The organism is Pontibacter sp. H249 (assembly GCF_037892465.1).
Classification (GTDB): domain Bacteria; phylum Bacteroidota; class Bacteroidia; order Cytophagales; family Hymenobacteraceae; genus Pontibacter.
In genome coordinates this window covers 270,498-289,633 of the sequence record NZ_JBBKTR010000004.1, presented here as the reverse complement: position 1 = coordinate 289,633, position 19,136 = coordinate 270,498, and the positions used below count along the sequence as shown (strand labels likewise).

Below are 19,136 nucleotides of genomic sequence, written 5' to 3'. Positions count from 1 at the left end.
TCCATTTTGTCCTTGCTTAAAAGTATAAACTTTCATTTTAGTTTGGTAAGCTCTTGGTGAAGCGTATACTTTAAGAAGAGCTTATCTTACAAGCGTCACTGAGCCCTTGTAAGTAGTAGTTTGGTAATCTATCACGTAAAAGTATACACCATCATTCACACCTTTTCCGTTCCATTTAAAGGTATTGCTGTTGCTGACATATACTTCCTTACCCCAGCGGTTAAATATCTTTATACTTGCAAACTGTGCGGTGCAGAAGTCCTGGGGTAGAGAAGGTATCTCAAAGTAATCATTCAGGCCGTCTCCGTTAGGTGTAAATATGTTGGCAGGCACATAATCGGAGATAATGGGCACTTTTACTCTAAATTCCATTACGATCTGCTGGTCCGGTGAGGGATTGCAAGCCTGTTCGTTTAAGTCGAATGTTACACGAAGCGTACCTCTGTCGGCAGCAAGGCAATTCGCTACCCACGTAAATTTACCATCAGAGGTTCCGTTGCCGTTCTGGCTGCCAAAGCTCATACCCATCTCTTCTAAAGTAAAGCCGTCACCGGTCGCTTTCATCGTTAGGGCATTCAGGTCCAGGTCGCGGCCAAAAAAGTTTGCCTCAAATGGTTCGTTCAAATCAAGGTCGAAAACCAATACATTTTTATCGGTAGTAAAAGTAGGAGCCGTATTGGGAGCAGTTATTCTGAATTCAAATACCAACTGCTGGTCAGCGGAGGGTACACAGGCAGTTTCTTTAAGATTAAAGGTAACACGCATTATACTTTGCTGCGCAGCATTGCAGGTTGCAATCCAATTAAACAAACCCTCTGCGTTGCCTTCGCCGCCAGTGCTCGTAAAGTTCATGCCCACATCTGCCAGGTTAAAACCATTGCCTGATGCTTGCAAAGTGAGGTTGTGCAGGTCAATATCTTTACCAAATATCTTTGCCTCAAATGGTTCACCAACTACCAGGTTGAATACTGTTACTTGCTTATCAGAACTAATTACAGGAACATTGTTCGTATTTTCTGGCCGCACTTCTATCGTTTCGGTACGGCTGATTGTTTTGCCGCACACAGTGGTGTTTACTACAAAATCGATTAGGTAAGACTCTTGTTGTGCCCTGCAATCTATAGCCCACCTGAAGGGGGAGGTAACCTGCCCTGTAGCTGTTTGAGGCTGGAAGCTGATGCCTTGGGTTGTTAAGTTAAAGTTTTTACCAACAGCTGTTATCGTAACGTCATCGTTGTCAGTATCAAAACCCAGTGCATTAAAGCTGATGATATCGCCGTTCTTTACACTAAATACTCTTTGTGGCGTAGAAAGCGATACTGTTGGTGGTGCATCCGGTATGGGGTCTACTACAAAGCTAAGCCGTATCGTATCCTGGCGTGGCAGGCTGCAGCCATCGTCGCTTACGATCAGGTCCATCTGGTATACTTTGCCTTCAGTATCAAAGCATTCATCAAAGCATAGTGTTGCCTTAAGAGATTGATTTGCGGTTGTGCCCTGGTTGATTGTGCCACTGGTTACGCCCTGCAGTGTAAAATTCTGATTTGTAAAGTTTACAGGCCTTGCCCTTAGCGATACAAACTCAGGTTTATCAGGGTCGGTAAAGAATACATCTATGCAGCGATTACTAGTGCCACTTATACGCAAAACATCTCCCTGTTTATAATTTTCTGTCTTGCCTTGCTCTCTGGCAGAAACCTGCGGTGTTTGGTTTGTGGGGCAATCGAGCACAAGCACCTGAAAATCACGACGCACTTCTCCTATCTTCACACCATTTCTAAACTCCTGGCACCTGATACCGAACACAAAAAGTCCTTTCCGGTTGGGGCGCATGGTAAGTTGCCCTGTTTCAGAATCAATGTTCATGGGAGGTGAGCCTTGCACTTGCGTGTTTGTTTCATACCCTGGCAGCCATGTAACGGTAGGATAGGGGGCAGGCTTAGGAGTGATGGTGTAAACAGGCATTGTTGGGGTAGTAAACCCATTTAAAGGTGTTACCATATCGTATACCAGCGAGTCTCCATCTGGATCGGTGCCGTTAAAATCAAAGTAAAAAAGTTCGTTAACACAGGCGTAGTCGCTAAGCGGAGGAAACAGGATAGGAGAGGAGTTTATAAATTGTGTACCCTGTTTGACAACAGGCGGAAACTCCATGTAGAAGGTTTGAGCGGCATCCGCTGGGCTCATTATATTGTTTATGGTGTTATTTCGGCAGCACCGCTCCCAGGTTATATAATAGCCGTTGGCATTGTTAAAGCGGTTAGGATCCAGAAAAATGTTTTCGAAGTATACAATCTTGCTTGTTCTGAGCTCACCTACGGTACACTCAATGTTGGTGTAATTTACCGGAGTCCTGGATCTGAAAGGCATTACCTGTGTGAACATTAACCGGTTCGTGCCTTTCTCAAAAAAGCTTACAGTAACAGAATTGTCGAAGGCGCCGGCGCTGCCATTTATATCATCAAAGTATAAATTGAGCGTTAGCCTGTAGTTATAGTTTACAATGTGCTTCAGTTCAAACTCGCCTCCTACAATATGTGTAGAAAAAGCATTGGCAGAAACTAAAAAAGCAAATACCAGCAGAAGTAAACGTATTCTCATGGGCAGAGCGGTAAGGGTACAATCCTAGTATTAAATGTATTCAAAAGAAATGACATTTAAAAAAGACTAACTAGTATTAATCTATAATTGGATAAACTGGTAATATACCCGCCCCAGCCTTAGGTCTGGCTGTTGTTCTCGTTAGGCTGTAGCGTTTTTTCTAATAGCTCAGTAAACGGTAAAGGTTTACTAAAGTATGGATCAGTATACGTATTTGCTACAATACGGATGTAACCAGGTAATTTGTTCACCAGCACAAGGTCTAGTTGGATGTTGCCGTAAAGCTGGTTGCAGAGATTAGTATCAGGTATATCAGTTGCCGGAGGAGTAAGAATATAACGTTCTATTTGCTCTTTATAAAGCTTATGCCGTATCTGCTGCTTGTTAGTGCTGTGTAATTTATACCCTACCTGCTGTACGCACTCCTTAAGGTAATCAAACAAAAACTGGAAATTTTTCGGACCTATACTCGGATCATAAAAAAAAATTCCTCCTTTTATGTTTGTTTCTTCTATAAGCTGCACCCGTAAGGTATGGCTTCTTATACTACACTTCTGAAAGTGGTATGCTCTAAAGAACGGGCCAGTCCAATTTAGGTATACCTTTGCCTTAACCCAATTTTTATAGGCTGCCAGATACTTTTCGGAACGCTTTATTTTGCTGCAGGCATGTACTGCTTTTCCGAAACCAAACAAACGTAAAAAAAAATCGTTAAACGGCATTTGATAATTTACTCATAAACATACTTGCCAATGAATAGTTTTATGAGTGTTATTTTCTTTTTAGAGTTTCCTTACATTTTATTTAATAAATTTTCGGGCTTGGGAAAATCACACCTGCTGGTGAGATAAACTTTTCTCAATTAAGAATATACTACCTATGGAAATGCTGACACAAGAACTAGAAACAAAGAAGCGCCTGCTCCAGGAGAGCATTCAGATTCTTAACACGCAGATTCAGGCTGCCAAAGAAGCTATGGATGATGCTCAAAACAGCGCGAACGAACACGATGGCGCAATGGAAGATAAATTTGAGTCTTTTAGAGAGAATTGCCAGATTCAACGTGACATGTATGCCCGCCAGCTGGATGAGCTTATCTCAACGATGGCTTTGCTGCGCCGCATTAATGCTACTAAAGCTAATCACGATGTATCGTTAGGAGCAGTGGTACATACCGAGCTGCAAAATTATTTTATAGGAGTAAGCCTGGGCGAGTTGAAAGTGAATGGGGAGTCGTTTTATGCTATTTCAGGTATGTCGCCTATATTTAAAGCGATGGCTGGTAAAACTGCCGGCGATACATTTAACTTCCGTGATAAAGATTATAAAATATTACAGATAAGCTAAAGAAATTAAGATGTTGCTATAACCTTTTAGCAGGCTTATGAGTTAAGAAAATGGTAAAGGGTTGAAAAAGAAAAAGGTTAGCAGCGATGCTAACCTTTTTCGATTTTAAGGCGGTGCCTTCGTTTATTTTGTAGAGGCTGTACCGTCTACTCTGGTCCAGGTCTGGGCTCTACCTATCAGTGATATACCAATATAGCCTTTTACCTCCATTTTGTCTTTGTTGATCATTTTCATGTAGCAGGAGTAGGTCTTTCCGCTTTCAGGGTCATAAATAGTGCCTTCATCCCACTTGTTGTTTCCATCGTACTCAAAACCTTTCAAGAACTCAAGTCCAAGCAACGGGCGGTTACGCATCGACTTGTTTGGATTGTTATCATCCATTTTTGGTTTACCGTTTCGGTTTGGCTCGCGAAGCGAGATAATTTTACCGCACAGCTTATCGCTGCTGCATTTGTAAATCTCAAACCTGGCTTTACCGTCTTCATTTGTCCAAACACCGATCGGTGACATTTTCTGAGCCCATGCAGATACTGAAAACAACGTGAGCACTACAAGAGTAAAGAGAAGCTTTTTCATTGCTGATTAAGTTTAGGTGTATTATCCAACGAAATATATGTAAAATATGCCAAATAACACAGCTTACTGCTAAAATAATTACAATGTCTAAACACTAAGTTTCATATTGATACTCGTGATTGGAGACGGAATTGTTAGTTGTATGCTTTTTTTAAAAAAACGGTAGCTATACTTGCGAAGCTTTAAACGTAAATATCTGTAATAAAGAAGTTTGACTACTACGGTTAAAAAAGTGCAAAAAAAATGCTTAAAACCTTGTGAACTTTTAAGCGTTATTTTAACTTTAATGTAAAGTAGCGAGTGCTACAGTCTTGTACAGGATCCGGTGAAAGTGCCGGTAAATTGCAGGATCTATGTTTGACTAAAGAGAAAGGAGGTGCTATGTCTAATCCATCGGTCGTCTTAGTAAGCCTAGGTAATAATGTTCACTCTAAAGGTGAGCTGGCTTAGTAAGCAGTATAGCTACTGCTTACGCAGATAGCGATGTTACCTCTGATTCTTTTTAGGATGGTGATACTGAAACACAGTACACCGCTTACTCTGAAGTTGAGGGATTCTGAAACACCTGGTGCATCTTGACGGGCTGCACCAGGTGTTTCTATTTTATACCCGCTATAAATCATCTTTATAGATCGTGTTATTCTTCAGGCGCCTTTCCCGCACAAAGGTAAGTACATAGGAAGCTACGGCTATAAAACAGCTCAAACTCATCACCAGCAGCAATACATGCTTGTTGTTCCAGTTAAATGAATCAGGGTTTATATTTGTAAGTATAAGCAATCCTGCAAGCAGCGTTATTGCCGTAACCGTATTAAATACAAAGCGGTTGTGTTTCTTTAAGTGGTAAGTGCAAGCCAGCAAAAGTATACCTACAAATGGAATTACCAGTATGGTTAAAGGTCGCGCTGCGGCTGTAAAGTATGCGAAGATTCCCAGCAGGATAAGAAGTATTGCGTTGATAGTATTTATGATATAGGGATGTGCCATAACAGAATAAGCCTAAGTTAGATGCTTAGGCTTATGTACGAGAAATACAAAAACTGTTATACTTTATTGCACTTACAGGCTAGAGCACACGTCGTATCTCCAAAAAACGGATATCATAACCAGTACCCTGCACTTTACTAATTTTTACGCCCCCATTAGAAGACGAATGCACAAAGGAGATCGTATCGCCGGGAGAAGATAAAACAATACCAACATGCCCAGGTTCGCGCACATCAGGGTTAGTGCCTGTAAATATTACCAAATCTCCGGCCTTTGCCGCATCTTTTGATATATAATAGCCCTCATTGGCCTGCATAGCTGATGAATGTGGCAGCGCGATATCAAATTGGTTATACACATAAGTTATAAAGCCGGAACAATCAAAACCTTCAGGGCTCATGCCTGCATAAACATAGGGGCTGCCAAGTAGCGAAAGGGCATAGTTAGTTAACTCCTGTTCTGGTTCTGTTGGTTGTGCTGCAGTTAAACCGGCAGTTGCCTCGTCCGTTATATCTGCTTTGTTAGCTTCAGTAGCATTTACGAATTTATTTTTGGCTGGAACTGCTTTACTTTCTGGAATCAAAGTATAAAAAGCTCCAGTCCATAAAAGTATAGCCAGTACAGCCAAGGGCAAGAGTATAAATATTAAGTTCTTTTTCATCATAGTAGGTTTTATTTGCCATTATAGTAAAAATACCGTGCCAAATATTAAGAGCAGTGTATTCTGCTGATAAGCAGGTACTTCTGCCTAACATTTGAATCTGTTTAAAAGTTTACCTGCTCATTATCTTCTTTCACATTTAAAATTTAAGCTTTTACATAAAATCTGTAAAAGGATAAACTAAAACAGGCTATTACGTCATTTTATAATTTTAAAATGATAATTTTGCACCTCGTTACTATGAAAAATATGTTTGTCTATAGTTCTGATTCGTTTAATGTAGGTTATGATCAGAAACAGCTGGTTCTAACTTGTGCTAAGCGACTTGATTTTGAAGAGTTTAAAGAAGGGTTGGTTAGTGCTTTGTTGTTTGCAGAAAACTACAACGTAAAGCGATGGCTGTTTGATGTAAGAAACATAGGCTCTTTGAGTGAAGAAGAAGAGACTTGGTTACAGAGTTATATGTTTCCGCAGATCATGGTCACATTGGGCACAAAAAATTACATTGCAGTTGTTCTTTCAGAGAAGTGTTACAGTGCTTTGCTTTTACAAGCTGGAAAGTATGGCCTAAGAAGTTACAATTCCTTTATAATAATGAACACCTTCAGTGACACTGAGACAGCGCTTAGTTGGCTTAAACAAGAGAAATTAATTGCGGTAAATGGGTAGCACAGTAATGCTTATTCAGGAGTAGGATTTTGAAAAGCACGGTATTTGTTGTAAAATGCCATAGCTTTAATCAATCAAACAAATCCTAAAACATGCTAAGAATTAAGCAATTCAAATTACTTATCTTATTACTTACCCTTTTTGTTTTTAGTAGTGCAGAGGCTGTTATGGCAGCCAATTTGCGTTATACACTATCAATGCCTGAGCCGCATACTCATTACTTTAAAGTAGAGGCAGAACTAACAGGCGCCAAGAAAAAGTATATTGATTTTACAATGCCTGTGTGGGCTCCTGGTTCTTACTTAGTTCGGGAATTCTCAAAAAACGTAGAAAATTTTACTGCCACAGATAAGAACGGCAAGGTGTTACCCTCCGAAAAAATTGACAAGAACACCTGGCGCGTTTACTCCGATAGGGCAGACCTTGTTCGGGCAACATACGATGTTTATGCCTATGAGCTGACAGTACGTACCAGTTACCTGGATTCTTCTCATGGATATGTAAATGGCACCAGCATTTTTATGTATCCTGAAGGGTATCAAAACCAGGCAGGTACACTGGTAGTTAATCCTTACAATGGCTGGAGCAAAATTTCAACTGGTTTAAAAAGCACAGGTAAGTTTACTTATACTTTCCCCAACTATGATATACTGGCCGACTCTCCATTAGAAATAGGTAACCACGAGGTTTATACTTTTACGGCTGCTGGTGTGCCGCACGAAGTAGCTATGTATGGTGAGGGTAACTATAACCCAGACCAGCTGATGCAGGACATGAAGAAAGTGGTAGAAGAATGTGTAGAGCTGATGGGAGATTTGCCGCTGGATCGTTACGTATTTATCGTACACAACCTGCAACGTGGAGGCGGCGGTCTTGAGCACCTGAACTCAACTACTCTGCAGACATCCCGCTGGAACTATGGCACAGAAAACGGCTACAGAGGATTTTTAAGTTTGGTGGCACACGAGTACTTTCATCTTTGGAACGTGAAGCGCCTACGCCCACAGCCACTCGGGCCTTTTGATTACAACCAAGAAAACTACACAAGCCTACTGTGGGTATCAGAAGGAATTACAAGCTACTACGATGATCTTATTGTGCGCCGTGCCGGTTTCACCTCTCCGCAGCGTTACCTGGATATCGTGGCCGGAACAATTAATTCAGTAGAAAACACACCTGGCAACAAAATTCAGACGCTGGCAGAGTCAAGTAAAGATGCCTGGATCAAGTACTATCGCCGCAACGAGAACTCAAGCAACGCTGAAGTTTCATATTATACAAAGGGCGGTGTAATAGGCCATTTGCTAAATATGGAAATTATGAAGAGCACCAACGGAGAGAAGAGCTTGGATGATGTAATGCGCTTAATGTATAACCGCTACTATAAGCAGTTAGACAGGGGCTATACAGAGAAAGAGTTTAAGGAAGCCGTTGAGAAAATTGCTGGTACTAATATGGATGCCTTCTTCAGAGATTATATTAATGGCACTAAATCCCCAGAATATAATAAGTATTTTCAAGCTGCCGGTCTTAAGCTGGTAAATGTTAATGAAGGTGCTGAAAGCTCTAGTTGGGGCGCCACTACAGCTGTGGCAGACGGTAAAGTGATGGTGCGTTCTGTAAGCCGCGGCTCTAGTGCTTACGAGGCAGGCCTTAACGTAAATGATGAAGTAATTGCTGTAGATGGTTTTCGTGTAGGAGATGACTTAAATCAGTATGTGAATGGACGTAAAGTAGGAGACACGCTGAACCTGCTGATTACCAGAGATGGCAAACTTATGTCGCTTGACGTTCCTTTATTAAAAGATAACAGTGTGCGATATCAGTTTGAGCGAGTATCTAACCCGACAAATGAGCAGCAGCAGATTTATAATACCTGGCTAGAGTTACCAAAATCTTAAATACTATTTATCTAATAAAAAAAGCCCGGATACTACCGGGCTTTTTTTATTACGAAGGGGAGTATAAGTTCAAAGCCATTCCTGATTTAACTTCCGAATATCTAATCCATATCAGCTGCTAACATTATAGTATATATTCTAATTCATATTAATGTTTAAATAAGATTTTACTTGTACTTAATCTAAAATGAAAATGAATAAAATGTGCATTTATTAGTTAATACTTCACATTTATAATACAAATTAGTGTACTGTTCGTAATTTTTGTTTTCTTTAACTATACTAAGTATATTTCGATTCATTAACCGTAATAGACTGAAAGATAATGATTATAAAGGATACTCCATATGTTTGCTTGGCACACGATGTCGATGCTGACATCCTGCTAATTAACTGGAAGCGGAGTCCTACTTTTAAGCATTTTAAGGATACATACTTGGCTGCACTGCAGTATGTGCAACTAAATGCGCTGATTACCTCTTATTGTACAGAACTTACAGCTATTGGTCCGCTTAACAGGGAGCAGGAAGCATGGCTGAACGTGGAATTCTATCCTAATGTATTTAGTACGATCAAATCAAAAATAAATGCGGCAGTTGTGTTTTCTGAAGAACATTTTAAAGCACTTGTAACAAATTATCAGCAGCCAACTTATTTGATTAACCAGGATTTTATCCATTTTAATTATTTCACAGACTTTAATGAGGCCCTATATTGGCTAAGGGACACTAAAAAAGGCCAGAAAGCACTTACAAGTATGTCTTCCTGACCTTTTATTAATCTTCTTATTTAACTTATCAAGGGAAAATACCTAGCGACTCGTAGCTTACCCCTATCTTTTCAATAGCTGTTAAAAAAGCAGCTGTTCGCATATCCGGTATACTTTGCTTTTTCATTACGCTTCTAATCTCGTGGTAAGCATTTATCATGGTATCTTCCAAACCTGATCTTACCAAATTTATCTCATCCGAGCCCTGTGTGAGCAGTGCCCTTTCTGTAGCAGTCATGGTTTTGCCTGACGATGTTTCAATAGCATCCACAAGTTTCTTGTAGCTTGCCTCTTCAGCGCGTTTCCCCATTCGCCCAAACCTAACGTTTGACAGATTTTTGAGCCATTCAAAGTATGATACTGTCACACCTCCTGCATTTAAATACAGGTCCGGAAGTATAACTATATTCTTCTGAAGCAAGACTTCCTCAGCCTCGCGGGTTACAGGGCCATTGGCTCCTTCCGCAATAATCTTTGCTTTTATATTGGCTGCGTTGCCCTCATGTATCTGGTTTTCTAAGGCTGCAGGCAGCAGTATGTCACATTCCCGTTCCAGCAGTTCCAAAGAGTTTGCAACGTTCTCGCAGTCCTTAAAATTAAGTATAGAGCCGGTTTCGCTTCTGTGCTTAAAGGCTTCCTGAACATCAATACCGTTTTGGTTGTAAATACCGCCCTCACGCTCTGCGATACCGGTAATAATGGCTCCGTCTTGCTGGCAAAAAAAGGAAGCGTGGTAGCCTACATTTCCTAAACCCTGCACTATGATGCGTTTGCCTTCCATGGTACTGCCATGTAAGCCTCTACCTTCCATCAACTCACTATCTTTTAGGGCTTCGCGTATTCCGAAGTATATTCCTAAACCTGTTGCCTCTGCGCGTCCTCTTATGCCGCCCTGGCCTACTGGCTTACCTGTTACACAGCCCAGTGCACTTATTTCTCCATACTTAAATGCTTGGTAAGTATCTGCAATCCAGGCCATTTCACGGCTTCCTGTGCCGTAGTCAGGAGCCGGTACATCAATGCCAGGGCCTATAAGGTTCTTCTTAATAAGTTCGGCTGCGTAACGGCGGGTTACTTTTTCTAATGTTTTAACAGAACTGGTGCGCGGGTTTATCTTTACTCCACCTTTGGCGCCTCCAAAAGGCACATCCACAACAGCGCATTTAAACGTCATCAGCGATGCCAGCGCCTTTACCTCGTCCTCATCAACCTGCATGCTAAAACGTATACCACCCTTCGAAGGAAGCTTATGATGGCTGTGTTGAACCCGTATACCTTCAATAACCTCTATTTTCCCGTCTATCTCAACCGGAAAGGAAACTTTGTATACACTGTTACAAGCCTTAATCTGAGCAAGTATTCCTGGGTCAAGTTTAGAGTACTTAGCTGCATGGTCAAAGTACTGGTGCACACTATCCAGGAATTTTTTACCTTCATTGTGATTATCTGACATACTTCGCTATCGTTTTAAATGAGCAATTATTGGTTTAAGAACGGCTGGCAACATGTTTTGTTTAGATATTTATGTTTTTAGATATTTATACTTCGGAATATCTTATTTTAAGTAACTATAGTATTGTTTTCCAATAGTATAGGTTTTTAATTGTGATTTAAATAAGATATATATAGATTAAATATTGTGCATTAACAAAATAATCATAATATTTGCAAGCTTAGTGATGCTGCTGCAGATGTCTTAGGTTGCTGTTTGTCATCTTCATAAACGCCACTGCTGCTAAAGCATTACTGATTACACGTTACACCTGATTATTTCCCTATGATGCATGATATTTTAAATTCAAACGTATCTGTGCCTTTTCTGCTTGATACAGATGAGTCATTGGTTGAAAATAAGCTATGGATACATTTTAATGAACATACACAAACACTGGAAATAACTTGGAAGGGAACAGTTGCTTCTCATGAAGTAAGAGAAGGATATACCTTAATCTTAGACTTTGTGCAGCGCTACAAACCTGTAAAGTGGTTACTTGATCTTCAGCATCGGGATAAAATAAGAAGGCAAGACCAACGATGGGTCTTTACTCATTTCTTTCCAGAGGCGCTTCGTGTTGTGAAGAATGATGTTTTTGTGGCAACTATACTCCCTGTTGGCTCATCGCATGAGTTGGTGCATGAGCTTAACGGTGATGAATTGATTCAGGGAGACAGTTTTTTAATTATAAACCACTTCCTGTACCGTGAGGCCGCGCAGCGTTGGCTTGAATTAGATAAAAGCGTGAAAGCAGGAGCCTGAACAAAGGACACAGTGAAAAAAGAAAGAGCAGCATCCGTTAAGTATGCTGCTCTTTCTTTTTTTGCAAAGTATACTTTTGCTTACTTCACAGAAAGCAATTCAACGTCGAAAATCAGGGTAGAGTTTGGTCCGATTACATCGCCAGCGCCCTGAGCGCCGTAAGCCAAGCCTGAAGGGATGAATAATCTCCACTTCGCGCCTTCTTTCATTAATTGTAATGCCTCTGTCCAACCTGCAATAACGCCATTTACCGGGAAGGTGGCAGGCTGACCACGCTCATAAGAAGAGTCAAATGTAGTACCGTCAATCAGCGTGCCGTGGTAGTGTGTAGTTACGGTATCAGAAGCAGACGGAGATTTGCCCGTTCCTTCTTTTAGTACCATGTACTGCAGGCCGCTAGAAAGCGTTTTTACACCTTCTTTATTTTTATTTTCAGCCAAGAAATCCTCGCCTGCCTTTTTGTTTTCGCCACCAGCTGCATTCTGCTTTTCAGCCATTTCCTGCTGCAACGCCGTCATAGCCTGCTGCACATCGCTCTGTGATAGAGAAGAAGGAGTACCTTGCTGCACTTCTTTAAATCCTTTCATAAAAGCATCGGCTTCCACCTCTATGCCTTGTTTTTTAAGATTTGCAGCCATGTCGCGGCCAATAATGTAGCTGATCTTTTCTTTTAAATCCATAGTTAAGTTTTAAGCACGTATGAACGCACCAGTTGTTTATTTATATTAATAACAATGTTTTATACTTCAAAAGTAGTCATTTTGCATTTAAACATTTTGATGAATGCGGTTTATACCTTTATTAAAGCACACTAGCCAACAGCCATCTTAGTTAAGGCTGTTGGCTAGTATAAAAAATATGCTCGAAATTAAATGTATAATAAAATTAAGAAGCTATATCGCGAATGTAATACAGTTATAAGTATAGTGCGTATCCAGAGTCAGCTCCGTCGGGTAAGCTTGAATGTATAAAATGCTTTCTTTTAATAAGTAGGCTTACTGTGGTACCTAGCAGCAACAGCGATGATAAGGCGGATATATGTTTCATATGTTAAGTTTTAAGGAGGTGGTATATTGCACTTAAACGGGGTTATGTTCTTTAGGTTTTTCTCTTTTAAATGATTTTCTGAAACAACTTAAAGCCGACTGTAGTAAGGACCTAAAGTATAAAATTTATACTGCTCTGATTGATATAAACGCTTAATAAACCTTTTCATACTTTACAGGTTATCATCATTAAATTATCAAACTGTTTGTGGTATTGTGTTCAACTTTTGTTCTACCTTTGCACAAACATTGACTATGCAGCCATTTAGCTATTTATGTTTGTCTAAGTCAGCACCAGCCGGAGCAGGCTTGGTAGCAGCTTCTCATCACGTAGCCTTATGTGATAAGCTGAATGGTTATTGCCTGCACTTCTTTACAACTCCTAAGGCCTTTAACGGTTAAGCCGGAGTTTATCAGTTCCTAGTACTTACAAACTGGTAATTCCGGATCAAGAAAGACAGAAAGTTTAAAGAAACTCTTTTTTATCAATTAATATTTCATGGCAACAAAAATCAGCGTGAGGCAAACGTTTGTTTACGTATTTGCTACGCTTTACCTGCTCACTTTTTTATTTTCGATATTTGAGAGGCAAACTCTGTGGCTATTATTAGTCATTGTGCCGTTGCACCTTGTCTACCTAAATAACATTAGGCAGGGTAAGCACTCTATCCTCCGCAACTACCCATTACTGGGTTACCTGCGATATTTCTTTGAAAGTATACGCCCTGAATTGCGCCAGTACTTTTTTGAGTCGGACTTGGATGGTAAGCCTTTTAGCCGCCGGCAGCGCTCTATTGTTTACCAGCGTGCTAAAAATGTGCGCCAAACGGTACCATTCGGTATGCAGGCTAATAGCCAGGAACTTGGTTTTGAGTGGATTGCCCATACGATGTTCCCGGTGCATGTTAATGAAGAGAACCTGCGCGTTACAGTGGGCAGCAGCAGCTGTAAACAACCTTATAGTGCCAGCATTTATAATATATCAGCCATGAGTTATGGCTCGCTTAGCAAAACAGCCGTAACTGCACTAAGTGCAGGAGCTAAGTTAGGAGGCTTTGCCCACAATACCGGCGAGGGTGGTGTAAGCCCATTTCATATAGAGGGAGGCGGTGACCTGATCTGGCAGATAGGCACCGGTTACTTTGGGTGCCGCGATAAAAATGGTAATTTCTCTGAGAAATTATTCCAGGAGCAGGTAGCGCATCCGCACATCAAAATGGTGGAAATAAAACTGTCGCAGGGTGCTAAACCGGGCCATGGCGGTATACTTCCAGCTGCTAAGAACACGCCTGAGATCGCAGCTATCCGTAAAGTAGAGCCTTTTACCACTGTTGCTTCTCCGCCGGCACACTCAGCTTTCAGCGATCAGTTTACACTCTTGCTGTTCATCCAGAAACTACGTGTACTATCAGAAGGCAAGCCAGTAGGCATTAAGTTATGTATTGGCAACAAACAGGAATTTGAACAGCTGTGCCGCGAAATGATGCACAACCAGATTTTCCCGGATTTTATTACCATAGATGGTGCAGAGGGTGGTACAGGTGCAGCCCCATTGGAGTTTACTGATAGTTTGGGCATGCCGCTTTACGATGCGCTGGCATTTGTGCAGAACATGCTGAAAAAGTATGGCTTGCGTGATGAGGTAAAGTTGGTTGCTGCTGGTAAGATTATCACTGGTGTAGACATCCTTAAAGCCATTTCGCTAGGCGCTGACATTTGCTACAGTGCCCGAGGTATGATGTTTGCCTTAGGCTGTATTCAGGCACTTCAGTGCGATTCAGGACGCTGCCCCGTAGGTATTGCTACTCAAGATAAGAACCTTTATAAGGGGCTGGATGTAGCTGACAAACGTGTGCGTGTGGCTAACTTCCACGGGAATACGATTAAATCTACGGTAGAGGTGATGGAGGCTTGTGGCTTTAGTTCGCTTGATGATGTTACACCTGATAAGATATTCAGGAGAGTGGAGCAGGGTAATACGCTTAGCTTTAAGGATATCTACTTTCCGAAAGCTGCTGCCGCCACCGAGATCAGCAGAAATTATGTGTTAAACTGAAAGGTTATGAACAACACGATCTATTTAACGGAGCAGGATTATAAACGCCTGATTGATCTGATACAGGTGCAGCGCCAGAATGGTACTGCCGCTGTGAATATTGGCAAGCTAGGAGAGGAGCTTAAAAGAGCTAAGCTTGTACCTGCTGAAGAGATTCCTGCAGACGTGATTACGATGAACTCGCGTGTGCAGCTAAAGGACCTTCAGAGTGGAACAGACATGGAAATAACGCTTGTTTACCCGAAAGATGCAGATGTGAATGCACGGAAGATATCTATTTTTGCACCTGTTGGTACAGCAATTATTGGTTGCCGTGAAGGCGATGTGGTAAAATGGCCTGTACCAGCCGGTACAATCAACTATAAAATTGAAAAAGTAATTTATCAACCAGAGGCTACCGGCGATTTTCACCTGTAATAGAAGTTGAGAAGTATAAAAGAACGAGCCCTCTGTTTTGTTGCAGAGGGCTCGTTCTTTTATATCTAAGTATAGAATGGGCAATTAATAATAAATATCAGTGTCTTCATCATATAAATCAAAATCTACGTCTTCCTCTTCTAGGTGAGTGCTCATGTATAAGTATGTTACAGCACCCATCAATAGTATGGTGGTGCCGATCAGGAAAAAAGGGAGGGTACTTTTATGTTTCTTTTTCATTACACTTTTGCTTAAGTTCTCTTTATACGTTTCTGCTCCCATTATTTGTTGTGTAGAAGTTGATATATAGCTGATTACATAAAAAAGGCCGGACTTAAATCCGGCCTTTCTGCTTTAAGACTGTGCTTATCTTAAATTATTACATGTTTCTGCGATACTGTCCGCCAACCTCAAACAAGGCATTAGTTATCTGGCCAAGCGAGCAGAACTTAACAGTCTCCATCATCTCTTCAAAGATATTACCGTTGTTGATCGCCACCTGCTGTATGCGCTTCAGCATTTCGCCAGTCATGTCCTCGTTACCTTTTTGCAGCGATTGCAGCATGGAGATCTGGTACTGCTTCTCTTCTTCAGTGGCACGGATAACTTCTTGTGGAATAACCGTAGGAGAGCCCTGCGAAGAAAGGAAAGTGTTCACACCAATTATCGGGTACTCACCGGTATGCTTCAGCGTCTCATAGTATAAACTTTCCTCCTGAATTTTACCACGCTGGTACATGGTTTCCATGGCACCCAATACACCGCCACGCTCTGTAATACGATCAAACTCCACTAGTACAGCTTCTTCTACCAGGTCGGTTAGTTCTTCGATGATGAACGAACCTTGCAGCGGGTTCTCGTTCTTAGCTAATCCTAATTCACGGTTGATGATGAGCTGAATGGCCATCGCACGACGAACAGACGCCTCTGTAGGTGTAGTAATAGCTTCATCGTAAGCGTTGGTGTGTAGCGAGTTACAGTTATCGTAGATCGCATAAAGTGCCTGCAACGTAGTACGGATGTCGTTAAAGTCGATTTCCTGCGCATGCAGCGAACGGCCTGATGTCTGGATGTGGTACTTCAGCATCTGCGAACGGGCGTCTGCGTTATACTTGTGCTTCATGGCCTTTGCCCAGATTCTGCGCGCCACACGGCCAATTACCGCATACTCCGGATCAATACCGTTAGAGAAGAAGAAGCTAAGGTTAGGTGCAAACTTGTTAATGTCCATGCCACGGCTAACGTAGTACTCTACAAACGTAAAGCCGTTGGCCAGCGTGAAGGCCAGCTGAGAGATCGGGTTAGCGCCGGCTTCTGCAATGTGGTATCCGGAAATAGACACCGAGTAGAAGTTACGAACGTTCTTATCGATGAAATACGCCTGCACGTCACCCATTAAACGTAGCGAGAACTCCGTTGAGAAGATACAGGTATTCTGTGCCTGGTCTTCTTTCAGAATGTCCGCCTGTACGGTACCGCGAACTGCTGCCAGCGTACGGGTCTTGATCGGCTCGTATACTTCGGCAGGTAATACCTGGTCGCCGGTTACGCCCAATAGCATCAAGCCTAAGCCGTCGTTACCTTTTGGTAACTCACCTTGATATCTTGGACGCTCAACGCCTTTCTCTTTATAAATAGCTTCAATCTTAACGTTTACTTCATCTTCCAGGCCATGCTCTTTTATATAAAGCTCGCACTGCTGGTCGATGGCGGCGTTCATAAAGAAGCCAGTAAGTATAGCCGCCGGGCCGTTGATGGTCATCGAAACCGACGTCATCGGATCGGCCAGGTTAAAGCCCGAGTATAGTTTCTTGGCATCGTCCAGGCAACAGATGCTTACGCCAGAGTTACCGATCTTACCATAAATATCAGGTCTGAAATCAGGATCTTCGCCGTAAAGAGTTACCGAGTCAAAGGCTGTAGAAAGACGCTTGGCTGGCATACCTAGGCTCACATAGTGGAAGCGACGGTTTGTACGCTCTGGCCCGCCTTCGCCGGCAAACATACGGGTAGGGTCTTCGCCTTCGCGCTTGAACGGGAATACACCCGCCGTGTAAGGGAATTCACCTGGCACGTTCTCTTGCAGGTTCCACTTCAGTAAATCGCCCCATGCTTCGTAGCGGGGCGTAGAAACTTTAGGAATCTGTAAGTGAGAAAGCGACTCTGTATGTGTTTTTATCTTAAGCTCTTTGTCACGTACTTTGAAGACGTAAAACTCATTTTTGTAAGCCTGAACTTTCTCTTTCCAATTCTCTAGTATCTTCTTGTTCAAGCCATCCAGGTTAAGCTCTACTTCAGCATAAGCTGCTTCCAACTGCTTTACCAGGCGATCTTTGTCTTCAACTTCTATACTTTGTACCGCTTCGATAGATTTCTTTATGCCGTATAGTTTCTGCGCTACTTCCGCCTGGTCTTTTGTCCATTTGTCGTATTTGCGGATGGTTTCAGAGATCTCAGAAAGATAACGTGTACGGGCAGGAGGGATGATGTATACTTTCTCAGACATCTCTTTCGACGTCTGCAGATTCGAGTTAAACTCTACACCGGTCTTCTCCGATAGCTTGGCCATTACAGCACGGTACAACTGGTTCATGCCCGGATCGTTGAACTGTGAAGCGATGGTACCGAATACTGGAATCTCATCATCGTTCACATCCCATAGCTGATGGTTACGCTTATATTGTTTTTTAACGTCACGCAGGGCATCCAGGGCACCACGTTTGTCAAACTTGTTCAAAGCGATCACATCAGCAAAATCCAGCATGTCGATCTTCTCAAGCTGCGTGGCAGCGCCATACTCCGGCGTCATCACATATAAGCTCATATCCGAGTGCTCGATGATCTCTGTATCCGACTGACCAATACCGGAAGTCTCCAGGATGATCATGTCAAAATCGGCCGCCTTCACAATATCTACAGCATCCTGCACATACTTGCTCAGGGCTAGGTTACTTTGGCGTGTTGCCAGGGAACGCATATAAACTCTCTCGTTCGAGATAGAGTTCATGCGGATTCTATCGCCAAGCAAAGCTCCACCAGTCTTACGCTTAGATGGGTCTACTGAAATGATGGCGATTTTCTTCTCAGGAAAATCCAGCAGGAAGCGGCGCACCAGTTCATCTACTAAAGATGATTTACCTGCACCACCTGTACCGGTTATACCTAATACAGGAGTTTTGACTTCATTTGCCTGTTCTTTTACTTCATCAAGTATAGCCCGTGCTTCTTCCGGAAAGTTCTCGGCAGCAGAAATAAGGCGGGCAATTGATTTAGGGTCTTTATCTTTTAGGTGCTTTACTTCTCCGTTTAGGTTTTGGCCTGTTGGGAAGTCGCATTTCTCCAGCATATCGTTGATCATACCCTGCAGACCCATGGAGCGGCCGTCGTCAGGAGAATAAATGCGGGCAATGCCGTACTCGTGCAGTTCCTCAATCTCAGTTGGAAGTATAACACCACCGCCGCCGCCGAAAATACGGATATGGCCGCAGCCGCGCTCGCTCAGCAGGTCGAACATGTATTTAAAATACTCCAAGTGGCCACCCTGATAGGAAGTAATTGCTATGGCCTGCGCATCTTCCTGTATGGCGCAATCCACGATCTCCTGTACAGAGCGGTTGTGGCCTAAGTGTATCACCTCAGCACCCGATGCCTGAATAATACGACGCATGATGTTAATCGAAGCGTCGTGGCCATCGAACAGAGAGGCTGCTGTCACGATACGGATATGGTTGACAGGCTTATATGGTTCTACTGTAGTAATCGACATACTTTAGTAACAAGATTTATCAAAATATGATGCGAATATAGGCATTTTTAGTGAGGATTGACAGCGTATGGAGGATGTTGAAT

16 protein-coding genes are annotated in these 19,136 nt (G+C 42.2%); 7 read left to right on the top strand and 9 right to left on the bottom strand.

The window, feature by feature from the left end; all coding sequences use genetic code 11:
- Positions 1–81: 81 nt before the first annotated feature.
- Both WG943_RS08170 and WG943_RS08165 read right to left on the bottom strand, forming a co-directional pair.
- Complete coding sequence (locus tag WG943_RS08170; RefSeq protein WP_340408081.1) at positions 82–2,601, bottom strand: gliding motility-associated C-terminal domain-containing protein; 2,520 nt, start codon at positions 2,599–2,601, stop codon at positions 82–84.
- A 119-nt stretch (positions 2,602–2,720) separates the two neighbouring features.
- Positions 2,721–3,323 (bottom strand): hypothetical protein, encoded by a 603-nt coding sequence (locus WG943_RS08165; protein WP_340408080.1) that lies wholly within the window; start codon positions 3,321–3,323, stop codon positions 2,721–2,723.
- A 157-nt stretch (positions 3,324–3,480) separates the two neighbouring features.
- On the opposite strand from WG943_RS08165, the gene WG943_RS08160 reads away from it, so the two are divergent.
- Positions 3,481–3,948 carry a hypothetical protein gene (locus WG943_RS08160; protein WP_340408079.1) on the top strand — a complete coding sequence of 156 codons (468 nt, stop codon included), beginning with the start codon at positions 3,481–3,483 and terminating at the stop codon, positions 3,946–3,948.
- 123 nt (positions 3,949–4,071) lie between these two features.
- Here WG943_RS08160 and WG943_RS08155 read toward each other — a convergent pair whose 3' ends face one another.
- From WG943_RS08155 to WG943_RS08145, 3 genes are all read right to left on the bottom strand, one after another.
- A complete protein-coding gene (locus WG943_RS08155) occupies positions 4,072–4,524 on the bottom strand; it encodes a DUF2147 domain-containing protein (RefSeq protein ID WP_340408077.1) in 453 nt (150 codons plus the stop codon).
- A 612-nt stretch (positions 4,525–5,136) separates the two neighbouring features.
- Positions 5,137–5,511 carry a hypothetical protein gene (locus WG943_RS08150; RefSeq protein ID WP_340408075.1) on the bottom strand — a complete coding sequence of 125 codons (375 nt, stop codon included), beginning with the start codon at positions 5,509–5,511 and terminating at the stop codon, positions 5,137–5,139.
- Positions 5,512–5,590: 79 nt separating this feature from the next.
- Complete coding sequence (locus tag WG943_RS08145) at positions 5,591–6,175, bottom strand: C40 family peptidase (protein ID WP_340408073.1); 585 nt, start codon at positions 6,173–6,175, stop codon at positions 5,591–5,593.
- 237 nt (positions 6,176–6,412) lie between these two features.
- Between WG943_RS08145 and WG943_RS08140 the strand changes: the two genes are divergently transcribed.
- From WG943_RS08140 to WG943_RS08130, 3 genes are all read left to right on the top strand, one after another.
- Positions 6,413–6,841 carry a hypothetical protein gene (locus WG943_RS08140; protein WP_340408071.1) on the top strand — a complete coding sequence of 143 codons (429 nt, stop codon included), beginning with the start codon at positions 6,413–6,415 and terminating at the stop codon, positions 6,839–6,841.
- A 92-nt stretch (positions 6,842–6,933) separates the two neighbouring features.
- Entirely contained in the window at positions 6,934–8,742 is a 1,809-nt protein-coding gene (locus WG943_RS08135) for a M61 family metallopeptidase (RefSeq protein ID WP_340408070.1), read from the top strand.
- Positions 8,743–9,067: 325 nt separating this feature from the next.
- Entirely contained in the window at positions 9,068–9,511 is a 444-nt protein-coding gene (locus tag WG943_RS08130; protein WP_340408069.1) for a hypothetical protein, read from the top strand.
- A 28-nt stretch (positions 9,512–9,539) separates the two neighbouring features.
- Here WG943_RS08130 and WG943_RS08125 read toward each other — a convergent pair whose 3' ends face one another.
- Entirely contained in the window at positions 9,540–10,964 is a 1,425-nt protein-coding gene (locus tag WG943_RS08125) for a Glu/Leu/Phe/Val family dehydrogenase (protein WP_340408068.1), read from the bottom strand.
- Positions 10,965–11,288: 324 nt separating this feature from the next.
- Between WG943_RS08125 and WG943_RS08120 the strand changes: the two genes are divergently transcribed.
- Complete coding sequence (locus WG943_RS08120) at positions 11,289–11,768, top strand: hypothetical protein (protein WP_340408067.1); 480 nt, start codon at positions 11,289–11,291, stop codon at positions 11,766–11,768.
- An 80-nt stretch (positions 11,769–11,848) separates the two neighbouring features.
- On the opposite strand, the gene WG943_RS08115 is transcribed toward WG943_RS08120, so the two are convergent.
- Positions 11,849–12,448, bottom strand: coding sequence for an FKBP-type peptidyl-prolyl cis-trans isomerase (locus tag WG943_RS08115; protein ID WP_340408066.1), 600 nt, complete (start codon positions 12,446–12,448; stop codon positions 11,849–11,851).
- Between the two features lie 865 nt (positions 12,449–13,313).
- Between WG943_RS08115 and WG943_RS08110 the strand changes: the two genes are divergently transcribed.
- Complete coding sequence (locus tag WG943_RS08110; protein ID WP_340408065.1) at positions 13,314–14,870, top strand: FMN-binding glutamate synthase family protein; 1,557 nt, start codon at positions 13,314–13,316, stop codon at positions 14,868–14,870.
- A gap of 6 nt (positions 14,871–14,876) precedes the next feature.
- On the top strand, positions 14,877–15,287 hold the full coding sequence (gene rnk / locus WG943_RS08105; RefSeq protein ID WP_340408064.1) for a nucleoside diphosphate kinase regulator: 411 nt from the start codon (positions 14,877–14,879) through the stop codon (positions 15,285–15,287).
- An 84-nt stretch (positions 15,288–15,371) separates the two neighbouring features.
- Here the strand turns inward: rnk and WG943_RS08100 are convergent, their stop codons facing one another.
- Complete coding sequence (locus WG943_RS08100) at positions 15,372–15,527, bottom strand: hypothetical protein (protein WP_340408062.1); 156 nt, start codon at positions 15,525–15,527, stop codon at positions 15,372–15,374.
- Between the two features lie 139 nt (positions 15,528–15,666).
- Positions 15,667–19,053 carry a methylmalonyl-CoA mutase family protein gene (locus tag WG943_RS08095; RefSeq protein WP_340408060.1) on the bottom strand — a complete coding sequence of 1,129 codons (3,387 nt, stop codon included), beginning with the start codon at positions 19,051–19,053 and terminating at the stop codon, positions 15,667–15,669.
- Between the last annotated feature and the right edge of the window lie 83 nt (positions 19,054–19,136).